This window comes from Brevibacillus sp. NRS-1366 (assembly GCF_050467985.1).
The window spans coordinates 57,214-80,628 of the sequence record NZ_JBITPN010000013.1; the positions used below are offsets into that span (position 1 = coordinate 57,214).

At 44.6% G+C, this 23,415-nt stretch carries 16 protein-coding genes and 4 pseudogenes; 9 read left to right on the top strand and 11 right to left on the bottom strand.

What is annotated here, in order from left to right; all coding sequences use genetic code 11:
• Positions 1 to 5: 5 nt before the first annotated feature.
• The 6 genes and pseudogenes from ACIFQN_RS07305 to aepX all read right to left on the bottom strand — a co-directional run bounded on the left by ACIFQN_RS07305 (position 6) and on the right by aepX (position 5,007).
• Positions 6 to 266 carry a hypothetical protein gene (locus ACIFQN_RS07305; protein ID WP_429832371.1) on the bottom strand — a complete coding sequence of 87 codons (261 nt, stop codon included), beginning with the start codon at positions 264 to 266 and terminating at the stop codon, positions 6 to 8.
• A gap of 42 nt (positions 267 to 308) precedes the next feature.
• Positions 309 to 1,073: pseudogene (locus tag ACIFQN_RS07310) on the bottom strand (YheC/YheD family protein); the annotation flags it as partial.
• A gap of 18 nt (positions 1,074 to 1,091) precedes the next feature.
• Positions 1,092 to 1,826 carry a YheC/YheD family protein gene (locus tag ACIFQN_RS07315; protein ID WP_429832372.1) on the bottom strand — a complete coding sequence of 245 codons (735 nt, stop codon included), beginning with the start codon at positions 1,824 to 1,826 and terminating at the stop codon, positions 1,092 to 1,094.
• The gene (locus ACIFQN_RS07320; protein WP_429832373.1) at positions 1,823 to 2,956 is read right to left on the bottom strand and encodes a 2-aminoethylphosphonate aminotransferase; all 1,134 of its coding nucleotides are present in this window, start codon (positions 2,954 to 2,956) and stop codon (positions 1,823 to 1,825) included. The genes ACIFQN_RS07315 and ACIFQN_RS07320 overlap by 4 nt, the downstream gene beginning before the upstream one ends.
• Before the next feature lie 20 nt (positions 2,957 to 2,976).
• Positions 2,977 to 4,110 carry a phosphonopyruvate decarboxylase gene (aepY, locus tag ACIFQN_RS07325; protein ID WP_429832374.1) on the bottom strand — a complete coding sequence of 378 codons (1,134 nt, stop codon included), beginning with the start codon at positions 4,108 to 4,110 and terminating at the stop codon, positions 2,977 to 2,979.
• 3 nt (positions 4,111 to 4,113) lie between these two features.
• On the bottom strand, positions 4,114 to 5,007 hold the full coding sequence (gene aepX, locus ACIFQN_RS07330; protein WP_429832375.1) for a phosphoenolpyruvate mutase: 894 nt from the start codon (positions 5,005 to 5,007) through the stop codon (positions 4,114 to 4,116).
• A gap of 660 nt (positions 5,008 to 5,667) precedes the next feature.
• Here aepX and codB point away from each other — a divergent pair.
• Positions 5,668 to 6,933 (top strand): cytosine permease, encoded by a 1,266-nt coding sequence (gene codB, locus ACIFQN_RS07335; RefSeq protein ID WP_429832376.1) that lies wholly within the window; start codon positions 5,668 to 5,670, stop codon positions 6,931 to 6,933.
• A gap of 110 nt (positions 6,934 to 7,043) precedes the next feature.
• Here the strand turns inward: codB and ACIFQN_RS07340 are convergent.
• Positions 7,044 to 8,189, bottom strand: a pseudogene (locus ACIFQN_RS07340) (IS4 family transposase).
• A 267-nt stretch (positions 8,190 to 8,456) separates the two neighbouring features.
• On the opposite strand from ACIFQN_RS07340, the gene tnpA reads away from it, so the two are divergent.
• The 3 genes and pseudogenes from tnpA to ACIFQN_RS07355 form a co-directional block, all read left to right on the top strand.
• Positions 8,457 to 8,822 carry an IS66 family insertion sequence element accessory protein TnpA gene (tnpA, locus tag ACIFQN_RS07345; RefSeq protein ID WP_429832377.1) on the top strand — a complete coding sequence of 122 codons (366 nt, stop codon included), beginning with the start codon at positions 8,457 to 8,459 and terminating at the stop codon, positions 8,820 to 8,822.
• 46 nt (positions 8,823 to 8,868) lie between these two features.
• Positions 8,869 to 9,168 carry an IS66 family insertion sequence element accessory protein TnpB gene (gene tnpB, locus ACIFQN_RS07350; protein ID WP_429832434.1) on the top strand — a complete coding sequence of 100 codons (300 nt, stop codon included), beginning with the start codon at positions 8,869 to 8,871 and terminating at the stop codon, positions 9,166 to 9,168.
• Between the two features lie 95 nt (positions 9,169 to 9,263).
• Positions 9,264 to 9,920 (top strand): annotated as a pseudogene (locus tag ACIFQN_RS07355) (transposase); the annotation flags it as partial.
• Positions 9,921 to 10,632: 712 nt separating this feature from the next.
• Here the strand turns inward: ACIFQN_RS07355 and ACIFQN_RS07360 are convergent.
• The 4 genes from ACIFQN_RS07360 to ACIFQN_RS07375 are packed head-to-tail and all read right to left on the bottom strand — an operon-like array spanning position 10,633 to position 19,146.
• The gene (locus ACIFQN_RS07360) at positions 10,633 to 12,069 is read right to left on the bottom strand and encodes a TIGR02679 family protein (RefSeq protein WP_429832378.1); all 1,437 of its coding nucleotides are present in this window, start codon (positions 12,067 to 12,069) and stop codon (positions 10,633 to 10,635) included.
• Between the two features lie 3 nt (positions 12,070 to 12,072).
• Complete coding sequence (locus ACIFQN_RS07365; RefSeq protein ID WP_429832379.1) at positions 12,073 to 16,365, bottom strand: TIGR02680 family protein; 4,293 nt, start codon at positions 16,363 to 16,365, stop codon at positions 12,073 to 12,075.
• Positions 16,352 to 17,569 (bottom strand): TIGR02678 family protein, encoded by a 1,218-nt coding sequence (locus ACIFQN_RS07370; RefSeq protein ID WP_429832380.1) that lies wholly within the window; start codon positions 17,567 to 17,569, stop codon positions 16,352 to 16,354. Before ACIFQN_RS07370 ends, ACIFQN_RS07365 begins: the two co-directional genes overlap by 14 nt.
• The gene (locus ACIFQN_RS07375; protein ID WP_429832381.1) at positions 17,566 to 19,146 is read right to left on the bottom strand and encodes a TIGR02677 family protein; all 1,581 of its coding nucleotides are present in this window, start codon (positions 19,144 to 19,146) and stop codon (positions 17,566 to 17,568) included. Before ACIFQN_RS07375 ends, ACIFQN_RS07370 begins: the two co-directional genes overlap by 4 nt.
• A 165-nt stretch (positions 19,147 to 19,311) precedes the next feature.
• Between ACIFQN_RS07375 and ACIFQN_RS07380 the strand changes: the two are divergent.
• From ACIFQN_RS07380 to ACIFQN_RS07400, 5 genes and pseudogenes are all read left to right on the top strand, one after another.
• Positions 19,312 to 20,547: pseudogene (locus ACIFQN_RS07380) on the top strand (DEAD/DEAH box helicase); the annotation flags it as partial.
• Positions 20,544 to 20,720 (top strand): zinc-ribbon domain containing protein, encoded by a 177-nt coding sequence (locus ACIFQN_RS07385; RefSeq protein ID WP_429832435.1) that lies wholly within the window; start codon positions 20,544 to 20,546, stop codon positions 20,718 to 20,720. The pseudogene ACIFQN_RS07380 and the gene ACIFQN_RS07385, both read left to right, overlap by 4 nt.
• Before the next feature lie 163 nt (positions 20,721 to 20,883).
• Positions 20,884 to 21,195, top strand: coding sequence for a hypothetical protein (locus ACIFQN_RS07390; protein ID WP_429832382.1), 312 nt, complete (start codon positions 20,884 to 20,886; stop codon positions 21,193 to 21,195).
• A 198-nt stretch (positions 21,196 to 21,393) separates the two neighbouring features.
• A complete protein-coding gene (locus ACIFQN_RS07395) occupies positions 21,394 to 22,197 on the top strand; it encodes a Fic family protein (RefSeq protein WP_429832383.1) in 804 nt (267 codons plus the stop codon).
• On the top strand, positions 22,167 to 22,526 hold the full coding sequence (locus ACIFQN_RS07400) for a hypothetical protein (RefSeq protein ID WP_429832384.1): 360 nt from the start codon (positions 22,167 to 22,169) through the stop codon (positions 22,524 to 22,526). The genes ACIFQN_RS07395 and ACIFQN_RS07400 overlap by 31 nt, the downstream gene beginning before the upstream one ends.
• The last annotated feature ends 889 nt before the right edge of the window (positions 22,527 to 23,415 follow it).

Genomic DNA, 23,415 nt, shown 5'->3' on the forward strand with positions numbered 1-23,415 from the left:
AATTATCAAGAATCGAGCTTTTTCTTGATCTCATCGATCTGATCCGTGCTTCCTCCTCGGTATAATAACCAAGGAATTATAGATGCGTCAGATCCCATTTGAGCAAATTCCTTGAACTGTTGGAGTAACTTGTTTAATTGGTCTTCCGTATAAGTTTTTCCCGAATTTTTTGCAGCTAGATTCATTATTGTTTTTATTGTTTCATCGTCGTTGAATTTATCTTCCGGCACACTTTTAATTACATCTATAATCATGTCAATATCCATAGATAATCTCTCCTTTTACAGGAAGATACGATATCGTATCCCTTATTTGTAGTTTTGAATTGTCTCGTACATGGTTTTATCTTCTAATTGAAGAAATATATTATCATGCGGATCGTTATTGGCTTCAATGATCCACACCTTCCCCTGCGTATCAAAACACATATCAAACCCAATGACTCTAATACCTGGATATTTGTATTGAAGTCGCTCTACAGCCCGTAATGCTACTTGATCTAATTGGGATAGAAGCGATTGTAGTGAAAGGTTCTGTAAGGAGGAACGTTGAACTACTGTGTCAACGGGGAGTATGGTTGCCCCAAGGTTTACATTGGTTATGGCGTAACCATAGTTCGCTAATTTTGCCAGTTTTCCTGTCACTTTCCATGGAGTTTCACTCTTACGTTGTACCATTACCCTGATGTCAAAGGGGCGATGATCTATCTCCATTAAAGGAATCCGATGCTGAACAATATATGTTTCAGAGAGGATTTTATTTACTTCCCCACTGTCAATGTATTGGGCAAAACCCTTCAATATTTCCCGTGTTAAGTAGGAAAAGAGATCATCACGTGTTACGACTTGTTTCGTCAATTTAACTTGAACCAAAAAGCGCTCGTTTCCTTCGGAAGAAATGGTAATGATACCACGACCGGCACTCCCGGCAGCAGGTTTCAGAATGACTGTACCATATTTTGTGAGTAACTCCCTTAGGTTTTCCTCTGTCATCAATCGAGTCTCCGGTAAATAGGAATTGATCCGCTCATCTTCTTTCAGAGCATTATATGCTTCCCATTTGTTCATCCTTTTATCACCTAACCATTCCTATTAGCTCTTTTTATATGCCAAAATTCGACGACACATGGCTTTGTCCCCCAGTTTGCGGAAATGGGACATAGCAGGATAATGATTTGTTTCAATGACCCATACACGGCCATTCTCGTCCAGTCCCATATCCATCCCATAAATACGATGTCTTGGAAAGAATGCGCTAAGCCTCTTAGCTGACAGTAAAGCGATCCTTTTGACATCGTACAGTAACCTTTGTGGGGAGTGACCATTGAGTGAAGATCTTCGAAGTGCGGTTTTAACGTGCAGTATCGTTCCTTTGCTCCTTGTATTGTTCGTGACGATGTAACCTTTGCCTGCGACTTTGGCAACTTTTGCGGTAACTGTCCACACACCAGAATTTCTTCTGCGCTGTACAATGATCCTCATATCAAACGGACGGTTGTGCACAGTGGCCAGGTGAATCCGGCGTTGAACCATATAATCAGAGGATCCGATTTTCCTTTTTACATAGGAATACGTCTGTTTTTTCCCTCTTATCGTTTTCTTTGTCTTCTCCCTGTGTACGTCGCAACGCCGGTTCCCTAACGAAGATACCTGAATCACGCCTTTCCCGCCGCTTCCGTGGACAGGTTTTAGAATCACATGGTCATATTTCTCGATAAACTTCCAAAACGCACTTCGCGTCAGTCTCTTTGTATTCGGCAAGTACGGCGCTAGTTGTTCAGATCGTTTCAGGATCAAATATTTTGACCATTTATTTTTTCCGCTCATTGGTGGTCATTCACCTTCTCGAAAGGATAACCTATGGCCCTAAGATAATTTACCATCAATTTCAAAAATTCTTGGATATCCTTGTAGGTAATATCCCCTATAGTTGCAATCCTGAACGTGTTTGACTCTTCGAGTTTACCGGGATAAATCGTAAAACCCTGGCTGTAAAAATAGTCATGCATTTCGTTGAAATCGTATCCGTTACAATCAGGTTCGAGAATGGAAGTAAGGAGTTTGGAATGATGTTTTTCAGGAACGATATAGTTCAATCCAAGACGAGTAATCCCTGCTATTAATGTTTCCCATGACCTGGTATATCGTTCGTATCTTCCCTTTATCCCCTCTTGTTTTAATTCGTTGATCGCTTGCTTGAGTGCATAAAAGGTCTGTACTGGCGGTGTAAATCGCATTTGACGGGTTTTCGAAAAAAACTTGTATTGAGCATATAAATTCAAGTAATAATTTCTTGGTTTCTTGTGCTGTATGCTTTCCAATTTGCTTTTATTTGCGATGACAAATGCGACACCCGCTATACCTTGAAGATTTTTATTGGAGCTTGCAGCCATAAAACTGATAGTCATTTTGTCCATTTGAATTGGAATAGCCGCAAATGAGCTCATCGCATCCACGATCATATCAATGCGATGTTTCCTGCATATAGCCCCTATAGACTCAATATCGTTCAAAAGGCCGGTAGTCGTTTCATGGTGGACTACTGCGAGGTGGGATATCTTTCGGGAGGAGTTTTGGATCAGTTTTTCCAGAGCAATCAAATCGATGCCATCATCAGCAGGGCTATTGAACTCCAAGAAATTCAAATCGTAGGCTTCGGCAATTTCACACATCCGTTTCCCGTACGCACCATTGTTAATGATGACCACTACCTCATCATCTACAACAGAACTTAAAATGGATTCAACCGCTGCAGTACCTGAACCGCCAAGCAATACGGTCGTGTAATGTTCCGTTTCTGCAACCAACCGGGTGAGTTCCGTAGATACGTATTCCATAAGATCGCCAAACTCCGTTTCACGTGGGCAAATATCAGGTACCACTTGTGCGTATTTCACGCTGTCTGTAGTTGTAGCGGGCCCGGGATTCAGCAAAATATTTCGCTTCACGATCCGCATACGGGTTCCCCTTCCGTGAGCTAGTTGTTTCTTACAAACGTCTGTAACCGTTCTTTTACTTCATACGGTTTTGTTTTCGGACGACCAAGTTGTTCCGAAAAGCCTCTTGAAATTCGCAAATACAGAAAAGTGAGTCCTTTCGTTTGTTTCCATTCTCTAATGGAGGATTCCAATTCGTCCAAGTTGTGAATATAAATGGAGTTCATGTAACCGCAAGATGCGGCAATGTCCACGAAATTGACATTATGTGATACCGTGCTTTGACCACCTGTCGAATCATGAGCGTTGTTATCAAGCAGAATATGAAGCATGTTGGGCGGACTGTAGTACCCGTTTGTAGCTAAACTCCCCATGCGCATGAGCAAAGAGCCGTCCCCATCAATCACGAAGATATCCAAATCTTTTTTGGTGAGCGCCAACCCCAGTCCGAGAGAACTGACACATCCCATGGAGCCAACCATATACAGATGATTGTTGGCATCTTCGATTTCATACAATTCCCGCCCTGTCATTCCAGTTGTAGCAAGCAGTACGGTGTTGATGCCTTGGCACGCATGAAAGACGGTGAGTGCTTCATGCCGAGTGGGCATCTGATCCCCTTTATTTTTGATCACTTTTATTAGGTTCAAACGAGTGGAAGGCTCTTGTTTTTGTAGGGGTTCTTCTGCAAATGTTCCTTTTCTGACGACAAAGAAGAAAGGCTGGTTATAATTCATACATTGATTTGCATATAGCAGTTGATGCTTGGCTTCCTCCGGATCAGTAGACAAATACAGCCAGTTAATATGCATCAATTCCAGCAATCGCGTTGTAATTTGCCCCATCAGTTCGTGCTGTGGTTCATCAGGCATACCCGTTTCTCCTCGAAGACTGACAAATCCAAGTAACGGAATCCGAAACGGATAGTTCAGAGAGACTAATGGGGACACTGCATTCGTCAGCCCTGAATTTTGCATCAGAGCAACGGGTTTTTTTCCTCCTAAAAAGGCCCCGGATGCAATGGCAACCGCATCTCCTTCGTTTGCTGCTGCAACATATTCGCATTCATTGATGGAGTAATTGATCAGGTTTTTCAAAAGGGAGCAGGGAACCCCGCTGTAAAAGGTAAACCCGAGCTTTTGCAGTTCTTCTCCAAATATGTTTGTTTGCAGCATGATTCAATCCCCCTGAATATTTTCATGGGAAGGAAGGTACTTCATTTCAGCAGCTTGCAGCTCGTCAGCCCTTTGCAGCCTGAAAACCTCTTCGAGGGTGGTCACTTGGCCTTCTACTCCAATGAGACTTTCATCTTGGTAAATTTGCCTTGATATTTTTTGCATCGCGTCGATGGATGCCCTCAGATTATGGTTAGCCCAGATGGCAACACTGATCCCCAATTCACGAAATCGTTTTGTCGGAGTCGAATAATATTTCGTAGGCACAATGACCACCGGGTGCCTTCCATTCCATTCATTCATAAATATTTCAATTTCCGTCATGTCTGATCGATTGCTGTGGATAAGGACAGCGTCGGCACCTGCTTGCCGATAAGCCTCCGCTCGTCGCAGTACTTCCATTAGACCCCAGCCCGCAATAAAAGCTTCCACCCTCGCCACGACAATAAAGTCATCGTCATTTTGCGTGTCTTTCATTGCTTTAATCTTGCCGCAAAACTCATCTACTTCGGCAAGGGGTTGGGCTTCGCCGTTTAAAAAAGAGTTGGTTTTTGGAAACAGCTTATCTTCTATGCAAACCCCTGCTATGTTTCGCTGTTCCAATTTTTTTACTAATCGTCTTGCGTTATTGAAGTTTCCATAGCCCGTATCTCCGTCCAACAAAATCGGTATGGACGTAGCATCACTCATAAACTCCAAAACATCCAGCACCTGAGTCCAGGAAGCTTCATTGCTGTCCCTCACTCCCATGGCTGCCGTCATGGATAATCCGCTGGCCCAAATCCCTTTAAAACCGGCTTCTTCCACAATTTTTGCAGACAGACCATAATGCGCTTCCATTAAAAACTCCAGGTTTTGCGAGTGAATCAAATGTTTTAATTTTGATGTTTTTTTCATGGTAGTATCCTTTCAATAAGGGTCAGATCTCCATCAGTCTATGGGTAAAACAGCAAAACTGTTACTAGGACCATCTGTTTGGTTTTTCGTTTTATCTCGATGCGGTATATCGCACCAACTATTTTGGGCTTGAACGAAAGGTGGGAATGCTGTGGAAAAGATTTTGTGGAGCCTTCGGGGGACTTGCAGGGGTAAGCCGTTCAACAAATGTTATTGTTAGCCAATGGGTGAATGGAGGTTTGAGCATCACAGGACCCGTTCGATATATGTTTACCAGCAAGTGACGAGCGGTGAGCCATACCATAAGTGACGGCGAAAAATTTTTGTATTTCGGTTTATCTCAGACACCATTTTTTCATCCTGTATAAAATAATTCCATACAAAAAGAAATTTTTAAATGACAGACTAACGTTTTTGTGCAATAATTAACCATAATTACATACTGGTACCTTTAATTCAGTCCAGAGAGGCTGACAAGGACAGCGGAAAAAATGATCATTGCTTGGGTAGCCTATGGGAAGGATATCCAACTTTCATTATGTAGAAAAAGCTTCTTGTCAGGTATTGGCAAGAAGCTTTTTCATTTCCTAATCGTCTAAAGTAATCGAAGTTTCCTTCGGTACCAGTTTCTAATCAACTAACTTATTGGGGGGAATTGGTATGTCAAACGTAGATAAGGAATTCTCGTTCCAGGCGGTGCCTCAGGCGAATCGTAATGGATTTTGGAAGATTCTTGCGGTCATGCTCTCTTTCACTTTTTTTTCAGCAAGTATGTGGTCTGGAGGGACATTAGGAAGCGGGTTAACGTTTGTCCAGTTTATTTGGATTGTAATAACAGGTAATTTCATCCTGGGTCTATATACAGGTTCATTGGCTTATATTGCAGCTAAAACGGGGTTATCCACCCATTTGTTGACGAAATATGCATTTGGTGAAAAAGGCTCGTATTTATCTTCATTTTTATTAGCGACAACCCAAGTAGGGTGGTTTGGTGTCGGACTTGCGATGTTTGCTGTTCCCGTTGAAAAAGCGACTGGGATTAATGTGTATGTATTAATTACGATTTTAGGATTAATGATGACAGCGTCAGCTATATTTGGCATGAAGGCTTTAACCGTATTAGGATTTGTCGCAGTTCCCGCAATTGCCATTTTCGGGAGTTATTCCATGTTTGATGCAGCTGGAACAATCGGGGGACTTCAGGGCTTGCTCGCCTATGAACCAACTGAGACAATTGGTCTTGCAGCAGCATTAACCATTTGTATCGGCTCTTTTATTAGTGGTGGTACGCTTACGCCTGATTTTGCCCGTTTTGCCAAGACATCGCGTTCAGCAGTTACGGCGATTGTGATTGCGTTCTTTCTTGGAAACTCACTGATGTTTTTGTTTGGTGCTGTAGGGGCCATTGCTTTTGGGAAATCGGATGTCTCGGATATCATGTTTTTACAGGGTCTCATTATCCCTGCCATCATTGTCCTCGGCTTAAATATTTGGACAACAAATGATAGTGCGTTATACGCTTCAGGATTAGGCTTCGCCAATATTACGAAAATATCGAAGCATAAAGTGGTTGTCTTTAACGGAATTGTCGGTACAATTGCAGCTATGTGGCTTTATAATAACTTTGTTGGATTTTTGACGATTTTAGGCTCCACACTGCCATCGATTGGAGCGATTGTATTAGCAGATTATTTTATTTTAAAACGTGGAAAATACCAACCATTTGAAACGATGACTTTTAAAGCAGTTAATTGGGTTGCGATTGTCGCATGGGTATGTGGAGTTGTCATTGCAAAATTTGCACCAGGCATCCCTCCAATCAATGGATTATTAGGGTCTGCCATTATTTATGTCGTTGTGATGAAATGTCTGCCTCAGCACTATCGTTGCATAAAAATGAGCCCATCCTTTGTCGAAGTATTCTGAATCACATTTCCAGCTTCGCAACCAAAAACGACAGACACCAGCAAAAGGTAGCCACTATCCATTTGGTAGTTATATACATTTATTACAACCGTGACGACGACAAACAACATCTATTTCCTTTTCTGTCGGCCTTTTGATGTTCGTTCTGACTGGTAATCCATTCTGCCGATCCATTGCTCGAATGTTTGCCAGAGAAAGACTTTGAGCCATCTGCTGATTTGCAACAGACTGTGTTGACTTTTCCTTTCCAGCTTGACAAGAAGCAACAAGCAGTAGGCAATAAGAGCGAGAAACACTTGATTGTTTACAGCGTTGTCACTCGTTCCATAGAATGTTTTGATCTTTACATGCTGTTTGATCCACTTGAAAAACAGCTCAATTTGCCAACGCCAACGGTAGATGTCACTCAATTCTTCTGCATCCAGATCGAATCGATTGGTGATGATACGAATCAGATTTCCTTTCGAATCAAGCGTTTCAATGAGACGTAACACGTTATCTACCCGTTTCTGTGGCGTTCCAAGCAGGATCATCGAATCCGATAAAACAGAGCTATTCGCAGGGAGAGGGAACGCATAGAGATGACGGATTTGAGCGTTCTCTTTCAGGCGAGACGCGAAGAAGATGCCTTTGTCCGTGTATTCATCAAATTTTGCGTAATCCACGTATCCCCGATCAAAGACGTACATCGCTCCGATTTCGTCAATGAGTGCTTCCATTTGGGTACGATCATTCGCGTTCGCACAAGTAAGCGTGATTTTTTCTGGATACACATCCTGCTGGCTGGCAAAAACGAGACGAAGATGAATCTTGATTCCCGCCTTGGTTTTCCGGAAGGTAGCCTATTTGTACTTCTGCAAACATAACCCAATTGTAGTCGAATCGATGATCTTGATATCTTTTCGAAGAGAGTAGGTGTTACCCGATGTCTTCTGAATCTGCCGTACCAGGTCAACAAAAATTTCTTCGAGCAGAGCAGGTTCGACTCGGTTATTTTTCCGGCTCAACTGTGCAGGACTGATTGATGAAAGTCCTAGTTCCTGCTGAAATTTCTTGGACAGAACATCATCTGCAATGGCTCGAAGCCCTTCTCGTTGCTGAAGGTGGGCATGCAAAAACAGCAACAGGTACGCTTTGGTTGTCAGTTTTTTCACGTACTTGTCCTGGTTCGTTTCGTCAATACGCTGTTGAAGTTTCACAATATTGATGGGGGCAACCCATTTACCAAATGAAGAAAATAGGGTATTCTTGTCCATGAGCTTTCCTTTACGGTGGATTTGGACAGGAACTACCTGACCTTTCCAGTGTAAAGGATTTTTTTATGCCACGAACACTTGAATGCTGAACATTAAGAGGATTTTGAACGCTTAGTAAAGATTAATGCAACGCTAGTGAAAGAAAACACGTTTTGAGGGTAAGCGTCCAATAAGACAGTGGATAGAAACTTCCCGAAAACTGTGGGACAATCCTCTCAATTAAAGTTTTTAAAGTAAAGTTGAAAAACTTTAAAGGGAGGTTTAGAGTTGGACACTAGGGAAGTCACGAGCCAGTATCGTTTCAACCAGTGGACTGAGATAGTCCGTCAATGCCGCAGTAGTGGTCAGACAGTCGCTGTGTGGTGTGCTGAGAATAACATCAAACCAACAAGTTATTACTATTGGTTAAGAAGGATCCGTAAAGCCGCCTGCGAAGCGCTCCCATCACTTAGTGGAAACAATCCAATCGTTCCAGTAAATATTCCAGACCACGCGGTTGAAACTTGCTCTTCGGATCAAGAATCATCTTCGGATATTGTATTGCGTTTTGGGGCTGTAACACTGGAAATTCGCAACAACGCATCAGCAGCGTTGATCGAAAACACCTTGAGGGCATTGCAAAATGTTCGGTGATATCTCAAAAGCGGAGAAAATCTATATTGCTTGTGGTTATACTGACATGCGAAAGTCAATTGATGGACTCGCCGCTATTGTCCAACAGAACTTTCAGTTGAACCCTTTCCAGAACAGTCTGTTTCTCTTTTGTGGCCGTCGACGTGATCGAATGAAAGCACTCTGTTGGGAAGGAGATGGATTTGTTCTCTTTTACAAGCGATTGGAAAACGGAAGTTTTCAATGGCCAATGAATGCCGAAGCCGTTCGTTCCATCACATACCAGGAATTTCGATGGCTTCTAGAAGGCTTATCCATAGACCAACCGAAGGCCGTGAAAAAGATCAATATTACCGCCTGTATTTAGCAGCAAAAAATCCCGAAAATGCGCATGGTTACTGGGCTTTTTCACACTTTTATGCTATAATGGGTAGAGTAGAAAACGCTAAAGGAACGGTAATTATGAGCGCTGCAGATCAGGTAAATGTACTCGAAAAACGCATAGGCGAACTGGAGTTGGAAAACAAACGACTCCACGAAACGGTTGAATATCTGACGCGCAAGCTCTTCGGCAGAAATACCGAGAAGACATCGTCCCTTTCTTTGGGGCAGATGTCTCTTTTTGATGAAGCAGAAACCCAAGCCGATCCGATGGCACCAGAGCCTGACCTTAAGGAGGTACAAGGCTACCAGCGAAAGAAATTTAAGGGCCAGCGGATGGAACTCTTGAAGGATATCCCTCACGACAAACGCCTCTGCACGCTTGATGAACAAGACTGCTTTTGCGAAGCATGCAACACCAATCTTGTATCGGTAGGTGAAGAATTCGTCCGAACGGAAATCGAGTTCATTCCTGCCAAAGTTAGAGCCATCGATTATTACCGTGAAACCTTTGAGTGCCGCACCTGTCGTAAGAATGGGGAACCCTACATGGAGAAATCCCCCATGCCTTATCCGGTGATCCAACATTCCATGGCTTCTCCTTCCACAGTGGCGTGGGTCATGCATCAGAAGCTCTTGCAAGAAAAATATTTGCATGCGGATGAAACGACCGTCCAAGTAATGAATGAAGAGGGACGGAAAAATACCACTAATTCCTACATGTGGGTATACAGCAGTAGATTATTACAAAAAATCATCTCAATCATCTCAAGTTATCAGCTTGAATATTTTGATTTTGTTGATTACAGGCAGGAAGTGTACGACGAGTACCTTTACACAGTGGAAATCGGCACATATTCATATAATGATACAAATTTAGGATTAATAAAGGTAGATAATGAGTTAGTAGAGAAATTGCTAGACCCCAAGATATCGGCAAATGAATTCTATGCATTATTAATCCAGGATGTATTCGATCCGTGTATTGATTGGTGAACATTCTGAGCAATTTGGCGTAACAGCCTTACACAAAAAATTGTTTGCAGTTACTGAGAGCGCAGAGAGCCATATAACAAAAGATGGTTAACGTATTTAGGCAGGAGATAGTTCTGGATAAATAGTACATAAATAAGCAGGGTTACTTTGATAAATTCGACAGGTGCCTGGCACTTATCTGTCGAATTACTTTTTGACGAGGTTACTTTCCGATTTCATGTTTAAAACACAAATATGAAGCAGTATGCAGGCTCTTTCGAATGTGCCAAAGACCAATAACTTTTAGGCAAGAAGAAATTCAATCTATCACCTGCACGCCCGAATTCTCTTTTGGGCGTATTTTGGACCAATTCAAAATAATTTCTAATTCGTTGTCGTCCAGCTGTAAAAAGTGTACTAAGAAGCCCCTAACGTTCATTCGTCCGCTAAGAGCTTCTGTAAACATTGAATTTGATCAATACATACCAATGAGATCGGCGAATAACTCATCGATTATCGATTCCTGATAACCGGGTTTTCTCTTCGTAACGACCGCTTGGAGCGTCTCCTGAAACCAATCAGGCGTATCTGCCCATTTGTTCTGCAATATACTCTGGGCAAACGAATCCCATCTTGCTTCATCAATCTCGTACTGAGTCGTCATTGCCTGTCGATAGTCGCTTGTGGTGTAGCGCCATAGCTTCACTGCTTCTCCCCCATAGCGCCGCCAGACACGAGCCGCCATTTGAAAGCCTTCGGGGTCGAAATCGCCTGAGTAAAAAAGCTGGCATCCCCCCTGCACCAATCGATCCAATAGCGCCCATACAGCCAGAGTAAACTGTCCCGATGAACAAACAAGTGGTGGATATGGATGATCGGACATCTGTTGTTCCCAGCGATCCACAATAGCCGAAAAAACAGCGGGATTTTCCATGACCCAGACTACACGTACATCCGTGTGTACCGGACGCATAACCGGATACCAGACAGGCTTGTTGACCACCGTTCGCAGAGGTAGGCCAATCACCTCATGTTTTGGCCAATGATTCCCGCTATGCTGTTCATCCGCATCCACATAGGTAATTCCACAAACCATGACATGCGACGAAAGATCATCACGAAGCACACGATGCTCGTAAAGTAACTGGGCTATCTCCTCCGCATGTTGTGGCGCATCTTGCTTTTTGGCATGGGCAAGCGCGTAAAGCAAAAGCTTCCCCAGCGCCTGATTGCTATCAAACGCATGGGGGTTCCCTGTTGTTTTCGCAGCCAATACCGGAAGCCGAACATACTCTGACTTGCCCAATGCATCCAGAATACAGAATGCTTGTGCGACCATCCGCAGACTCTTCCGCAGTTCTTCAGGCGCAGAGCTATACCATTGACGCACTGCTACGGACCCTGTTGCCTGTTGCTCGGTCAGATCTTGCAACCAGTCAAAAAATTGGCTCCGCATGCAAACAGGCAAGAATGGCGACTTTTCGTCTGGTTCACGTGTGAAAAGTCCTCTTAGCTCCGCTGTCACCTCAATCCAAAACTGTTGCCAGATGAGTTGTTCCTGTTGCTTTTTCTCCTTTTTACTTCGCAGTGGTTCACGGTAGTATGCTTCCACAAGCCGGAGCAGTGACAATTCTCCAAATCTGGTCTCCTTCAAGCCATTCTCCAGATCAGCCAGCTTGATTTGTGCCGATTTACCAGGATCGTAACGCTTGCGGAGTAGTCCGGATAATCTGTCTGCTTCTTCGTTCGAGAGGTTGGTCAAACGAATCTTGTCACCAAATTCACCGTAGCTTTCATACTTGCTGCGCAGCGCTTGAAACAGCTTGTGATATCCGCTAGTTTCTGCTTTGAAATAACGGATTGCTTCTTTAAGTAACGCCCTCTCTGTTTCAGTCTCCCGCATGTCTCCCATCTGTTACTCTCCCTGATCCCATTCCATACTAGCCGCCACCTCATCGTATTCTGGCTGTAACTCTGTCCATTCAGGATGGAGCATCCGCAGCGTATGTCCATCCCAGCGATAACGTGCAACCGTTACATAGTCGGCGTTTTTCGGACGAATCAGTTCACATATCGCCAGGTGGGAAACCGAATGATAATCGCCCCAAAGCGCCTGCGAGTTCATGATGTAGTTGAACCCAAGCTGTTCTACCAACTCGAACATATCGCGGATGTTGTTTTCATCCACACCTGCGAAAGCCTCATCCAGTGAGATGACGCGGGGAGAGAATTTGTCTGCCTCTTGATAACGGGAAAACACGGCAGAAAAAAGCGGAATGTACATCGCCATCGCCTTCTCGCCACCACTGAACTGGAAAAAATGGCGGTCGGTCAATTCCTTGGTCGGCTCACCCTCCCTGCGATACCAGAGCTTAAAGCTGAACCATTGGCGATAATCCAGAATTCTTTTCATGACCTGATGCAGCGTCTCGCCACTAGCCTCTCGCTGAATGGCTACTTCCTGTTTCGCTTTCTCAATTCGCGAACGGAAATGGGTCGTGATTCGCTCGATATCCTGATCGCGCATCAGTTTGGGGTCTCGGCGCAGGTAATCTACCAGATCCCTGGTATCCAGTTGGGTTTCATCATCTGCCACAAGCGGAACCCATTTCAGCGAGAACGTGAGACCGCTTGAGCTATCGCGCTGCTGCATCAGTTCGTTCATCCGCTCTACCCACTTCTCCGCGCGGGCGATGCGATGCTTGATCACTCGACCGACACTTTGCAAAATGACCTCTTCAAAGATTTTTCTGTCTTCTGTCGTGAGGACAATTCGTTGCAGTTCAATTTCTTGTCCAAGTTTGTCCAAAACAATGTACGGGTGGGTACGCTTTCCTTCATACTCCAGCACGATGATCCGCCGCTTGGCTCTTGCTTTCAAGTCTTCCCATTCACGGGACCATTCCGTCGTTTCCAAGACTTCAACAGATTCCATTGCTTCCTGATTGCCGTCATGATCGGTATAAGCCAACGTATAATCCAGCGATGCCTGATATTCGAGCAAATGAACCTGACGTTCCGTATCAAATACGTTTTGAACCCGGTTGTTGTACGATTCTCGCTCGCGGTTTGCCGCCTGTATTACGGGCGCTAATGTCTTGACAGATCGGATTGCCAGTTGATCGAGCTTGAGTACTTCCAATTCTGTTTCCTCAGCTTGAGGTATTTCTTCTGTTTGCTGATCAAGCGTATATCTCCACAGACCGAGCAGGTATTCCTCATGAAATACCTTCCGCCATGCTTCGAGCAGTGCTGTCTTCTGTTTAAGCAGGGAGTCAACTTCACGCTGCTTCATTCGCAGTTCTCTTTCGATGGCTTCCGTTTGCCCTTTGGTATGCTGAATCATTTGCAGCTCTTGCGGGATTTGTGCCAGTCGTTCTGTGCAATATCTGATCTTCTGTTGGATTTCCTGTGCGTCGTCGGAAGCAAGCAGACGCTCGATGCTCTCCAATGCTTTTTCCAAACGCTCCCGCTCACGGATAATCGTATTTTCCTCACCCTTAAGCACATCGTACTCATCGGTAGCGATAGCGAGCGATTGTTCTGTTTCCCGTAAACGGTGTTGCAGATTTACCTTGTCCCGGTAGGCTACTTCCAGCTTGCGCAAATCCTCAAGATAATATTGGATGGAGCGGACAGCTTGACGCAAGGACTCTTCCTCCATCGGAATAGTCAGACCTTGCCCCATTTGCTTTAGGCTATCTCTTTCACGCAGCAATTGTTCCAAAGCTTTGCGTACTTTTTCGTTCCGCAGTTGAACCTGCTCTTCCCAAATCTCCAATTTTTGCCTGGTTTGGGTCAACGATTGCAACGATGTAATCAGGTCATCTCCTTTGGGGAGTTGCCCAAGCTCTTCAGCTAGTACCCGCAAATTCGCTTGGGTTTCCTCGATCAATTGAGCAAAGAACGCAATCTCTTGATCGATCTCGACCAGTTGCTTTTCCAGGAGCGTTAACTGTTCTTCCCGATAACGTCTGCGCGCTTCACGGCCAACATATACCGACTTTTCGATGGCAGGAGCATTGCCAAGCAGAACGCCCAAACCAAAACGTCCGTTCTCGCTGATAAAGGTAGAAGCAGCCGTCTGTTGGTCGGGTTGGCACAAAATGGTTTGCAGCACTGCTTCAATCTCCGCTTTGCCCACTCCGCTTTCTTCTGCTGGGGTAGCGACAAACCATTCCATGATGGTATGGGAAAAAAGCTGGGGATCAGGCAGGATGATCCGATCTTTTACCTGCTCTGACCAGCTTGCTATTTTCTGCACATGCGATTCGGAAACGATCAGTGCATCAAGTAACCCAGCTTCTGTCAGGGCTGACTCAATTTGTGCCCGCATCGCAGGAGTGACTTCCTCTCGAAACTCAACGGCAGCATAGAGCGGGATATGAGGAATTTGTTCAGATTGCAACCATTGTCTTGCTTGTTCTATTTGTTCATTGCGTGGAGGCTCTGGATCTTTTTTCTCCCGCCACGCCTTGTGCAGTGCTACTATCTGCGAACGCTGCTTGTGTTTTACCTGTTGTTCGCGCTGTACATCCCCAAGCTTGTCGCGCAGTGTTTGCCTTACTTGCTCATTAGCCTTCATCACTGGCTCACGAACATCATCATAGCGGTGGTTCTCCTCAAAATGAGAGACTCGGTGAATCACCTCACGAACGGAATCTGGCTGCAAACGAAGCTGTTGTACGCTCCCCTGCCACTCATGGAAGGAGGAAATCAGGCGTTCTTTCTCCTCTTCCACGACACGCTCCCATTTTTGTTTGGTAAACATCAGCTCGTCCACCTGCTTGCGCGCTTCTCCCAATTCCTGCTCCGCCTCTTGCTTCACTCGCACAGCCGCACTCACCTTTTGCGCCTGCTCAAGCGATTGCTGAACCCTGTTTCGGTAGTCACTCGCTTCTTTTTGCCACAATTCCATAGAATATCCGGCGCGGGCCCGTTCAAACTCACCACGGGCTACTTCATGTGCGGGAAACTCATTTTCGCTTGATTCCTGCTCCAGGCTCTCAAGCAAATCCGTCATTTCCTTGTCGGCTTCCCTGATTTTCAACTCACAATCATCGATAACTCGGCGAAGTTGTGCCATCTGTTGCCGTTTTCCATCGCTGGCCTGCTGCTTTTCCTTGCCCCGTCGGATTTGTTCTTGCTTGTCCGCTTCCAGTTTTACCCTTTCTTTGGCGGCGCGCATCAGATCGTGATCCCGAAGCTGTTCGTGTTCATAGTGGAGTTGTTGTTCCTCTGCCTGTAGTACGTGAATATGATTCGCAAGTTCTTCCAGTTTGGCTTGCTCATCCGTTACGTTTTGTGTGAACTGCGCTTTGCGGTGCTCTGTCTTTTGCACCTCCGCCAGCGCTTCTGTCAACCCCTTGGCTTTGTCGTACCAAATGTATCGGTTGTACGCCGTATACTCCCTGACAATCCGCGCCAATGATTTATGATCCCGCCCCAAATGCTCCAGCTGCAGCTTGGTTCGATCCATCGATTCGATGGCATCGGAGAGCGGTCGTAATTCTTCATCCGACAAACCCGGCAAAGCGTGCTCCAGAATGTTGTAGATGACGGTTGGTTTAAAATCCTTGGATAGCTTGGGACTGCGCAGCTGGATGAGCAATTTGATTAAATCCTCATAAGCTTCCGGCGATTGAAACCCGAAGAGCAGCTTGTTCACCATTTCCGCGTACTCTCCTTGTGAAAAAACGACCCGCCCACCTGCTCCAATTCTCTTTTCCAGCTCTCTTTTGCCCAGCGGAATCCGATCATCCTTTTGCAATTCGGCGTTGTATTCCTTGTTGTAGAGCGAAAAGTCGATTCCCACTCGACGATTGTCCTGAATGGAAAATCCCCAAAAATCCATCGAAGCGTTGCGCTTGGCCTTTAACCCAATCCCGATCGTCAAATACTGGCTGCTCATCGGCTTCATGAACTCCAGATACAAATACCCGGTTCGTTCATCATAGCCTGTGACCTCTTTCTCTCCCAACAAGTAATCTTCCATCCGCCTCGCCTTGGAGCCAAACGGATCAAGGCGGTCAGGACTTTTCTTGCCATCCAGTACGACAGGAATCAGGCTTTGCATGGTAACCGATTTCCCTGATCCATTCGTCCCGCGCAACAAGAGCTTGCCGTCCGCAAATCCAAATGCTTCTTCATCGTAATACCAAAAGTTGACCAACCCTGCCCGTGAAAGCTGCCATCTATTCGTTTCCATCTTGCGGATTCACTCCTTCCTGCCGTTTTTTCTCATAGTCCTCCGGGTACCTCGCTACGATTCGTCCCAGACTTGGCATCAATACAATCAGTCCGTCTGTCCCGTCCTCTTGTGCCATTCCCCACAACTTAAGCTCATTCAATAATTGAGCGGACAGTGCTTTTGGCGACATGTCACGGATTGCTTTGCCCCAGCCATGTCCATAGGTTTCCTTGCATTCGTGCAGTAGTGTCTCGTAATCTACTTGTGTCATCAGTATTCGTCCGTCTTTTTGGATCGTACATGTGCCGTCCGCTGTTTTTTCCCTTACCGTTCTGGCAAAAAACAATACCACATCACTAATCGCACGACTGTCCGGAAAGATCGTAGCCGCTTGATGCTTCTCATGCAGCACGAGCATTGCGTCTTTCGCGTATAATTCCAGGGACAGACCCAATGTCTCATCAAAATCACGTGCGATCACATTGCGCTGATTACGCAGATATAACCAGTCTCCGTCGTGCAGCTCTTCCTCCCGCACTACCGGAGAGAGCAGCAATTGGCGATACACCCGATACCTTCTGGCCAGCGTTTCGTTATCTGGCTGGGATACCTGCAATACCTCGTCTATGGATTGAAAATGGGTCAAATCTTTTGGATATGCGCGCAAAAAGTACTTGACCAGCGGAGTTACTTCATACAGAACCTCGACAGATTCAGTCATGGCAAACTCTTGTTCATCGCCATCCACCATTTTGAGCAAATGCCACTCTTTTGCCTGCTGCAACACGCGAACGAGCGACTTTCGGTGTTCGTAATTGGTCCAGACGACGGATTCCGGGCCGGGGTAGGTGCTTTTCAGTTCTTCGGCAATTTCAGATAAAAGAAACTGGTCATCGATGCTTTTTCCTTCGAGATAGGCCAGCAACAAGCAAAACATCACGTAATCCCGCACTTCAAAAAAGGAGTCAATCCCCATCCAGGGTGCAGGTTGGGTATTCAAAAACTTTTCCAGCTTTACAAATTCATAGTGAACAATCAGACGAAACCCCAGCTTTTCCTGAAAAAACTGGCGCAGAATCGTTTCTCGTTCCCGAACAGACTGATACCAGATGATGTCACTCCTGGGTATCCAGAAGCGCTCCAGCAATTCCCATGCAGCCTCTTGTGCCATATCGTCAAAGCTTGCGGCATATTTGCTTTCTGTTTTTTGTGGGTCGCTCACTTGCTTGCTCCCTTCACCTGGTCGTCAAAATAGATCACAAAATCAGGCATGTCCAGCACACCATCCGTACACTGCATTTGAATCCGCTGGTTGTTCCCCAGATCCATCACCTTGAAGCGTCGGCCATCCTCCGTCTTGCCTTCTCGTGTGGGAGAGGCCATGCTTTTGCCGATCCAGCCAAGCAAGGTTTGGCGCACAAATGGCTCCACAACAGGTAATTCCGCAATGCGTACCCGGCCTGACGTAAAGATTTTATCCAGTATTTCTTTTTGCTGCTGCTTCTGTATCAGGTATTTTTGCAACATTGCCGTTTTTTCTTCCTGTTTGTTTTCAATTCGACTGGCGCGTGTCCGCTCGCGAAACTCACGAATTCGCGGCTTGATCATCAGTTCGCCAGGTTTGGTGTCCCAGATGGCAGCATAAATATCCTCCGTATTTTTCTCTGACTCCGTCCACAGATGGCGCATGTGAGACAAGCCAAAAATGGCAGCCGACAAACAATCTGCCTCTTCTTTACTTGCGAGAGACGCAAACCACTTGGCGACATACAGGTAATCCGTCCTCCGGCTGCGCATACTGGTATGCCGCTCTCCCATGCGCTGGGCATATCGGGTAATGCGGCGAATCGCTTCGTTCGTTTCCCGCTGCAAATCTTCCAAATCGCTGTTGTTTCCAGCCTGATCACCCAAAAACCACTGATGCACTCCCGCCCACTGATCGCTGTACCTGCGAAGCAATTCCGCTTGAGACTGTTGCGGCTGGTCAAAGCGAGGAATGGTCTGTTCATAGTCGGCTACTCTACTGAAAACGGAATCGAGCAGCACAGGATCTACCGACGAGAGAATTCCCTCGATCTGGAAGGAACTGCGTTGTAAGCCAAGCATAAACCTGCGCAGGTAGTCGGTCACCTGATCTTTGTACACCAGAAACTGTTCGGTCATCATCGCGTCTTCTACCTGCACGCTATCCAGACTGGCGAGATAGTCTCGTGCATTGTTGGTGACTCGCTGAAACTGGACGTACAGATCTGTCCACCACTGATGCACTTTTTCATCTTGCCATTCTTCTATCTCATAGCGAATTCGCTCCCCCTGTCTTGGCGGGAGGACATAACGGATCGGACGAGTAAGCGGTTCCAGCACCTCTACCAGTTTATCAAATTGAGCCGCTTCCAATGCTCCGCCATAGGAAGTACCCAAATCCTCCAATTCGTCTACCAATCGTTCCAGGCGAATGGTGTAGGGAGTAGCTTGGTAGCGATACCGCTTCTTTTTGAAATCCTCAATTTTGGCTACCTTCCCCGATTGTTTTCGTTCAAGGTTTCGCCATTCATACAACTGTTGCAGATCGTTTTGCAAAAGCTCGTCTGTATAGCTTGCTGCTTCCTCAGGCATCAGCCGTTCCATCACCGCCTGCAAAATCTCCTCTGGTCGCAACCAGTGGCGAAAGCGTTGCTGTTGTTCATAAAAATAACGAAGGATGGCCCGGTATCGGTAGGTGTTGTCCACTGCCAGATACTTTGCCTCGATCAGCTGCTTGTATGTTTTTCTCGGATGACTGTTTTGACCATCGTACATGAGATTCACCTGCTTTTTGCGTACATTCATGTTCACAGTATCGGATATTTTGAATTTTGATATTCCTTTCATTATAGCGAATTTTAGAGAGGGTGAAGGGGAGAATTAGTGTAAAATTTTGGTAATTGCGCACAACGAGCAGATTTTCCGACAGGTGCCTGGCACCTGTCGAATGAGATCGTAAGTGAAGGGTATCTGCTTTCTGAAAAATCGGCTGACACCAGTAAAACCCAAACATCGCTCGTGGTTGTTCCAGCATCGCTTGTTTATAATTGGAAGAGTGAATTTGACAGATATGCGCCCGATTTAGATGTTGTAGTTGCCTATGGTGCGCCAGGAGAGCGTTTCGATTCGTTACACGAGAGAAAACCTGATGTGTTTATTACGTCGTATCCGGAATTGAGACAGGATCTTTCCCTCTATGAAAATCTTGAATTTGACTCGCTGATTTTGGATGAGGCGCAGGTGATAAAGAATCATCTGACCAAAACTGCTCAAGCAGTGAAAAAAATCAAAGCAACAAAACGATTTGCGTTAAGCGGCACACCGATCGAAAATTCCGTGGATGAGCTCTGGTCCATCTTTGACGCAATTTTGCCGGGCTTTTTCAAGGATCAGAGAAACTTCCGCAATTCTCCCCAAGATAAAATTGCGCGGATGGTGCGTCCATTTATCATGGGACGCGTAAAAAAGGACGTGCTGAAGGAACTGCCGGAAAAAATTGAAACCGTTCATCAATCAGAATTGACGAAGAAACAGAAAGAATTATTCCTGGGCTATCTCGAGAAAATTCAACAAGAAACAATAGATTCACTGCAAACAGAGGGATTCGTGAAAAGCCGCATGAAAATCCTGGCGGGTCTGACACGTCTGCGTCAACTGTGTTGTCATCCTTCTCTCTTCCTTGAAAACTATGAGGGTCATTCCGGTAAATTGGAGCAACTGATGGAGATTATCGAAAATGCCCTGGAAAACAAGAGAAGACTGTTGGCATTTTCACAATTTACAAGCATGCTTCAAATCATTCGTGAAGAACTGGATCGGACGAGCAAAGGGTACTATTATCTGGATGGACAAACTCCCTCAAAAGATCGCTTGGCGATGACGGAACGATTTAATCAAGGAGAGAAAGATCTCTTTCTTATTTCGTTAAAAGCAGGAGGCACAGGATTAAACTTAACAGGTGCTGATACAGTTATTCTTTATGACTTGTGGTGGAACCCAGCTGTTGAGGAACAAGCCGCAGGACGTGCACACCGTATGGGACAGAAAAGCAGTGTCCAAGTCATGAAACTGATTGCACGTGGAACGATCGAGAAAAAAATCTATGAAATGCAGCAGAAGAAAAAAGAACTGATCGAAAAAGTGATTCAGCCTGGAGAAGCGATTATGTCTACCTGAAGGCAAGACAGGTTGAAACAGAATATCTAAAGTGCTGGGAATGCGGAGACAGATTCATATTTGAGGCGGACGAACAGAAGTTTTATAAGCTGCGTGGATTTGTTCCGCCGAAAAGATGTCCTGCTTGCCGGGAAAGAAAATGGCTGCGTGAAATGGGGATCGATGATGTATAAAAAGAGAGCAAAATCAGCTGTACCTCGACACAAGCGGTTGAACAGGACTAGTCGGTTACAGGCGGCGAAGCATTGGCTTCAATAATATCAAGGGAAAAACTTGTTGCACGGGTATAGCAAGCATTTTAGTGTAGATTTACTTTGTTCCATTGAGGAATTGCAGATGTTGAACGTTTCGTTCGATGAAAAATACGTTAATAAAGTGAAGCAGAGTGTAGAAGCGCGAATAAAGGCCAGAAAAAAACGGAAAGAGGAACAGCGAAGAGAGGAATGGCTCTGGGCAGAACCTTATTCGGATGAAACGTTTAGCTTTATTGCTGGCTATACGGATGGTGGAGCTCCCTACGGTATTACTTGGGAGGAACAAACTGAAATTGATAACGGGAATATGGAAGATGCAGATAGCATTGATGGAAGGAAGGGGAGAAGCATCACAACGGAAAGTCATTTATTTTTCATCGGAGGAAGGGAATAATAATATAGGCTTTATTCTGTATAGATTTCGTATATCCAGAGAAGGTGCAGGATACCTAGCGCTCTTGAATGAATTATTTGAAGTAATAGCCTACGTATATGAATAGAGTCAACTTCTGAGATTGCTGTTAATGAGTCGTACTCATTAAGTTATGAAATAAATCACAATAAGGCATAGCATAAGAAAGCAGGTCTACTATTGTATCGACCAAGATTCCAGTATACCCACACCATTGTAAAATCTTTGATGGCGATTGAAAATTACAAGATTACAGTTGAAATGCTCCCTCTGCCTAAGGATATTGAAAAAGAGTTACGTAACGAAGCAAAGCTTAAAATGACTCATTACTCGACAAGAATCGAAGGGAACCCATTGGATTTGGAAGAGGTTTCTCAAGCTATTATCAAACACCGAGATAGGCAAGGTCTGAAGGCAGAACAAGAGGTAAGAAATTATTGGAACGCTCTTTCCTTTTTAAGCACATCCAAAAGACTAAAGATTCAAATCAGCGAAAACTTTATCAAGAGGCTGCATTCAATCATTGAAGTAAGGGGTTCCGGGAGAAGGAATGAAGAAAGTGAATATAGAGGACCAATGAGACCTGGAGTATTATTTGCTGTTTATGACAGTATTTCAGGTGAGCCTGAGTATATTCCACCAGAAGCAAACGATGTGCCTCAATTAATGGGAGATTTTGTAACTTGGATCAATAGTGACTACGCAAGAGAATTGCCGACACCAGTAAGAGCTGGTATTGCTACATATCAACTGTTAACCATACATCCATTTTATGATGGAAATGGTAGAACCGCTCGGGCTCTTGCAACCTATATTCTTAGCATCGATGGCTATGATCTGAAAGGGTTTAACTCGATGGAAGAGTATTATGTGTCAGATTTGCAGGGATATTATACGAAATTACAAATGGGTCTGCCGGTACTTTATTATGATGCAGGAATAATCCTTCTGACTTGGCACCTTGGCTTGAGTACTTTGTCTTGACGATGGAGAGAGCTTTCCGTAAAGTAGCACGAATTGCTGAGAGTAAGTACAAACAGCAAATTGATCCGAGGGTAAAGAGGTTAGAGCCCCGAAAGCTTATCGTGATTAATCTTTTGCTTGGAAAAAGTGGAGATATCACTCCTAAAGAAATTGCGGAGGAATTTAAAGTTATACCGAGAACAGTTACAGAATGGGCTAAAGAATGGATGGAAAAAGGTATTATCGAGCCAGCTAGCGGAACCGAACGGATACGAGCGTACAAGCTAGGTAGACAGTTCAGTGATCTCACTTTGAGCGATCTAGGTTACGCTGATACAGATCAGCAATAAAGGCTTGCAATAGCGAACAGATGACGAGCAAATAGGGAATGAATAGGAAATGGATAGCGAATAAATAAGGAGCCAATAACGAAGACATAGCGAATGAATAAAGTACTTATAAATGGAAAAGTGGTTAGAGAATCCTTCGACCACTTTTTTTCATGAAAAATTGACCGTCCGACCCGTTACGGTGAGCCGTACCATAAGTGACGGCAACGGGTTTGAAAAAAGGAGCATTCCTGTATTAAATGATCTGAAAAAAAGATTCTAAAATCAATCGTCAATAAATTAAATGAAACGCTAAAGAAACGTACTCAACCTCTTGCTTGAACTTGAACTCCGGGAAGATAACACTTCATTCGTATCATACGAGCGGGTGTATGACTTGATTTCCCAATTTGACAAACTGCTCGATAGAACATCGTTTGAACAGCGGAAAACGCTCCTTCATCTTGTAATCAGGAAAATTACCCTCAATAAACAACGAAAGATCGAAAACATCGAGCTCATTTCTGATGATAGAAGTGACACTTACTTCTCAATAATTGACCCTTCTGCGAACAACGCTGAAGGGACTTTTTGCATTGTGAAGCAATAGTTTAGAACAAGTCGATGTATTATCGTTTCTATTTAGTATCTTTTAGTAATGTGAATTTCCTGTCTATTCACTAGGATGTAAGAAATATTTAGTAAGGCTGTCCCAGTTGTAGAGAAAATGTTCAAGAGCTAATCATATAATGAATCGAATCATTTTAATACTGGGAATAGAATATCAACAATAAGATTAAACAAAAATGTGATTTGAATAGGTCCAGCAAGTGTCTCGGTATAGATAAATTGGAATAATATCGGAGTAATGCCATGAATCAACAACATATTGAAGTTTATTCTACAGACA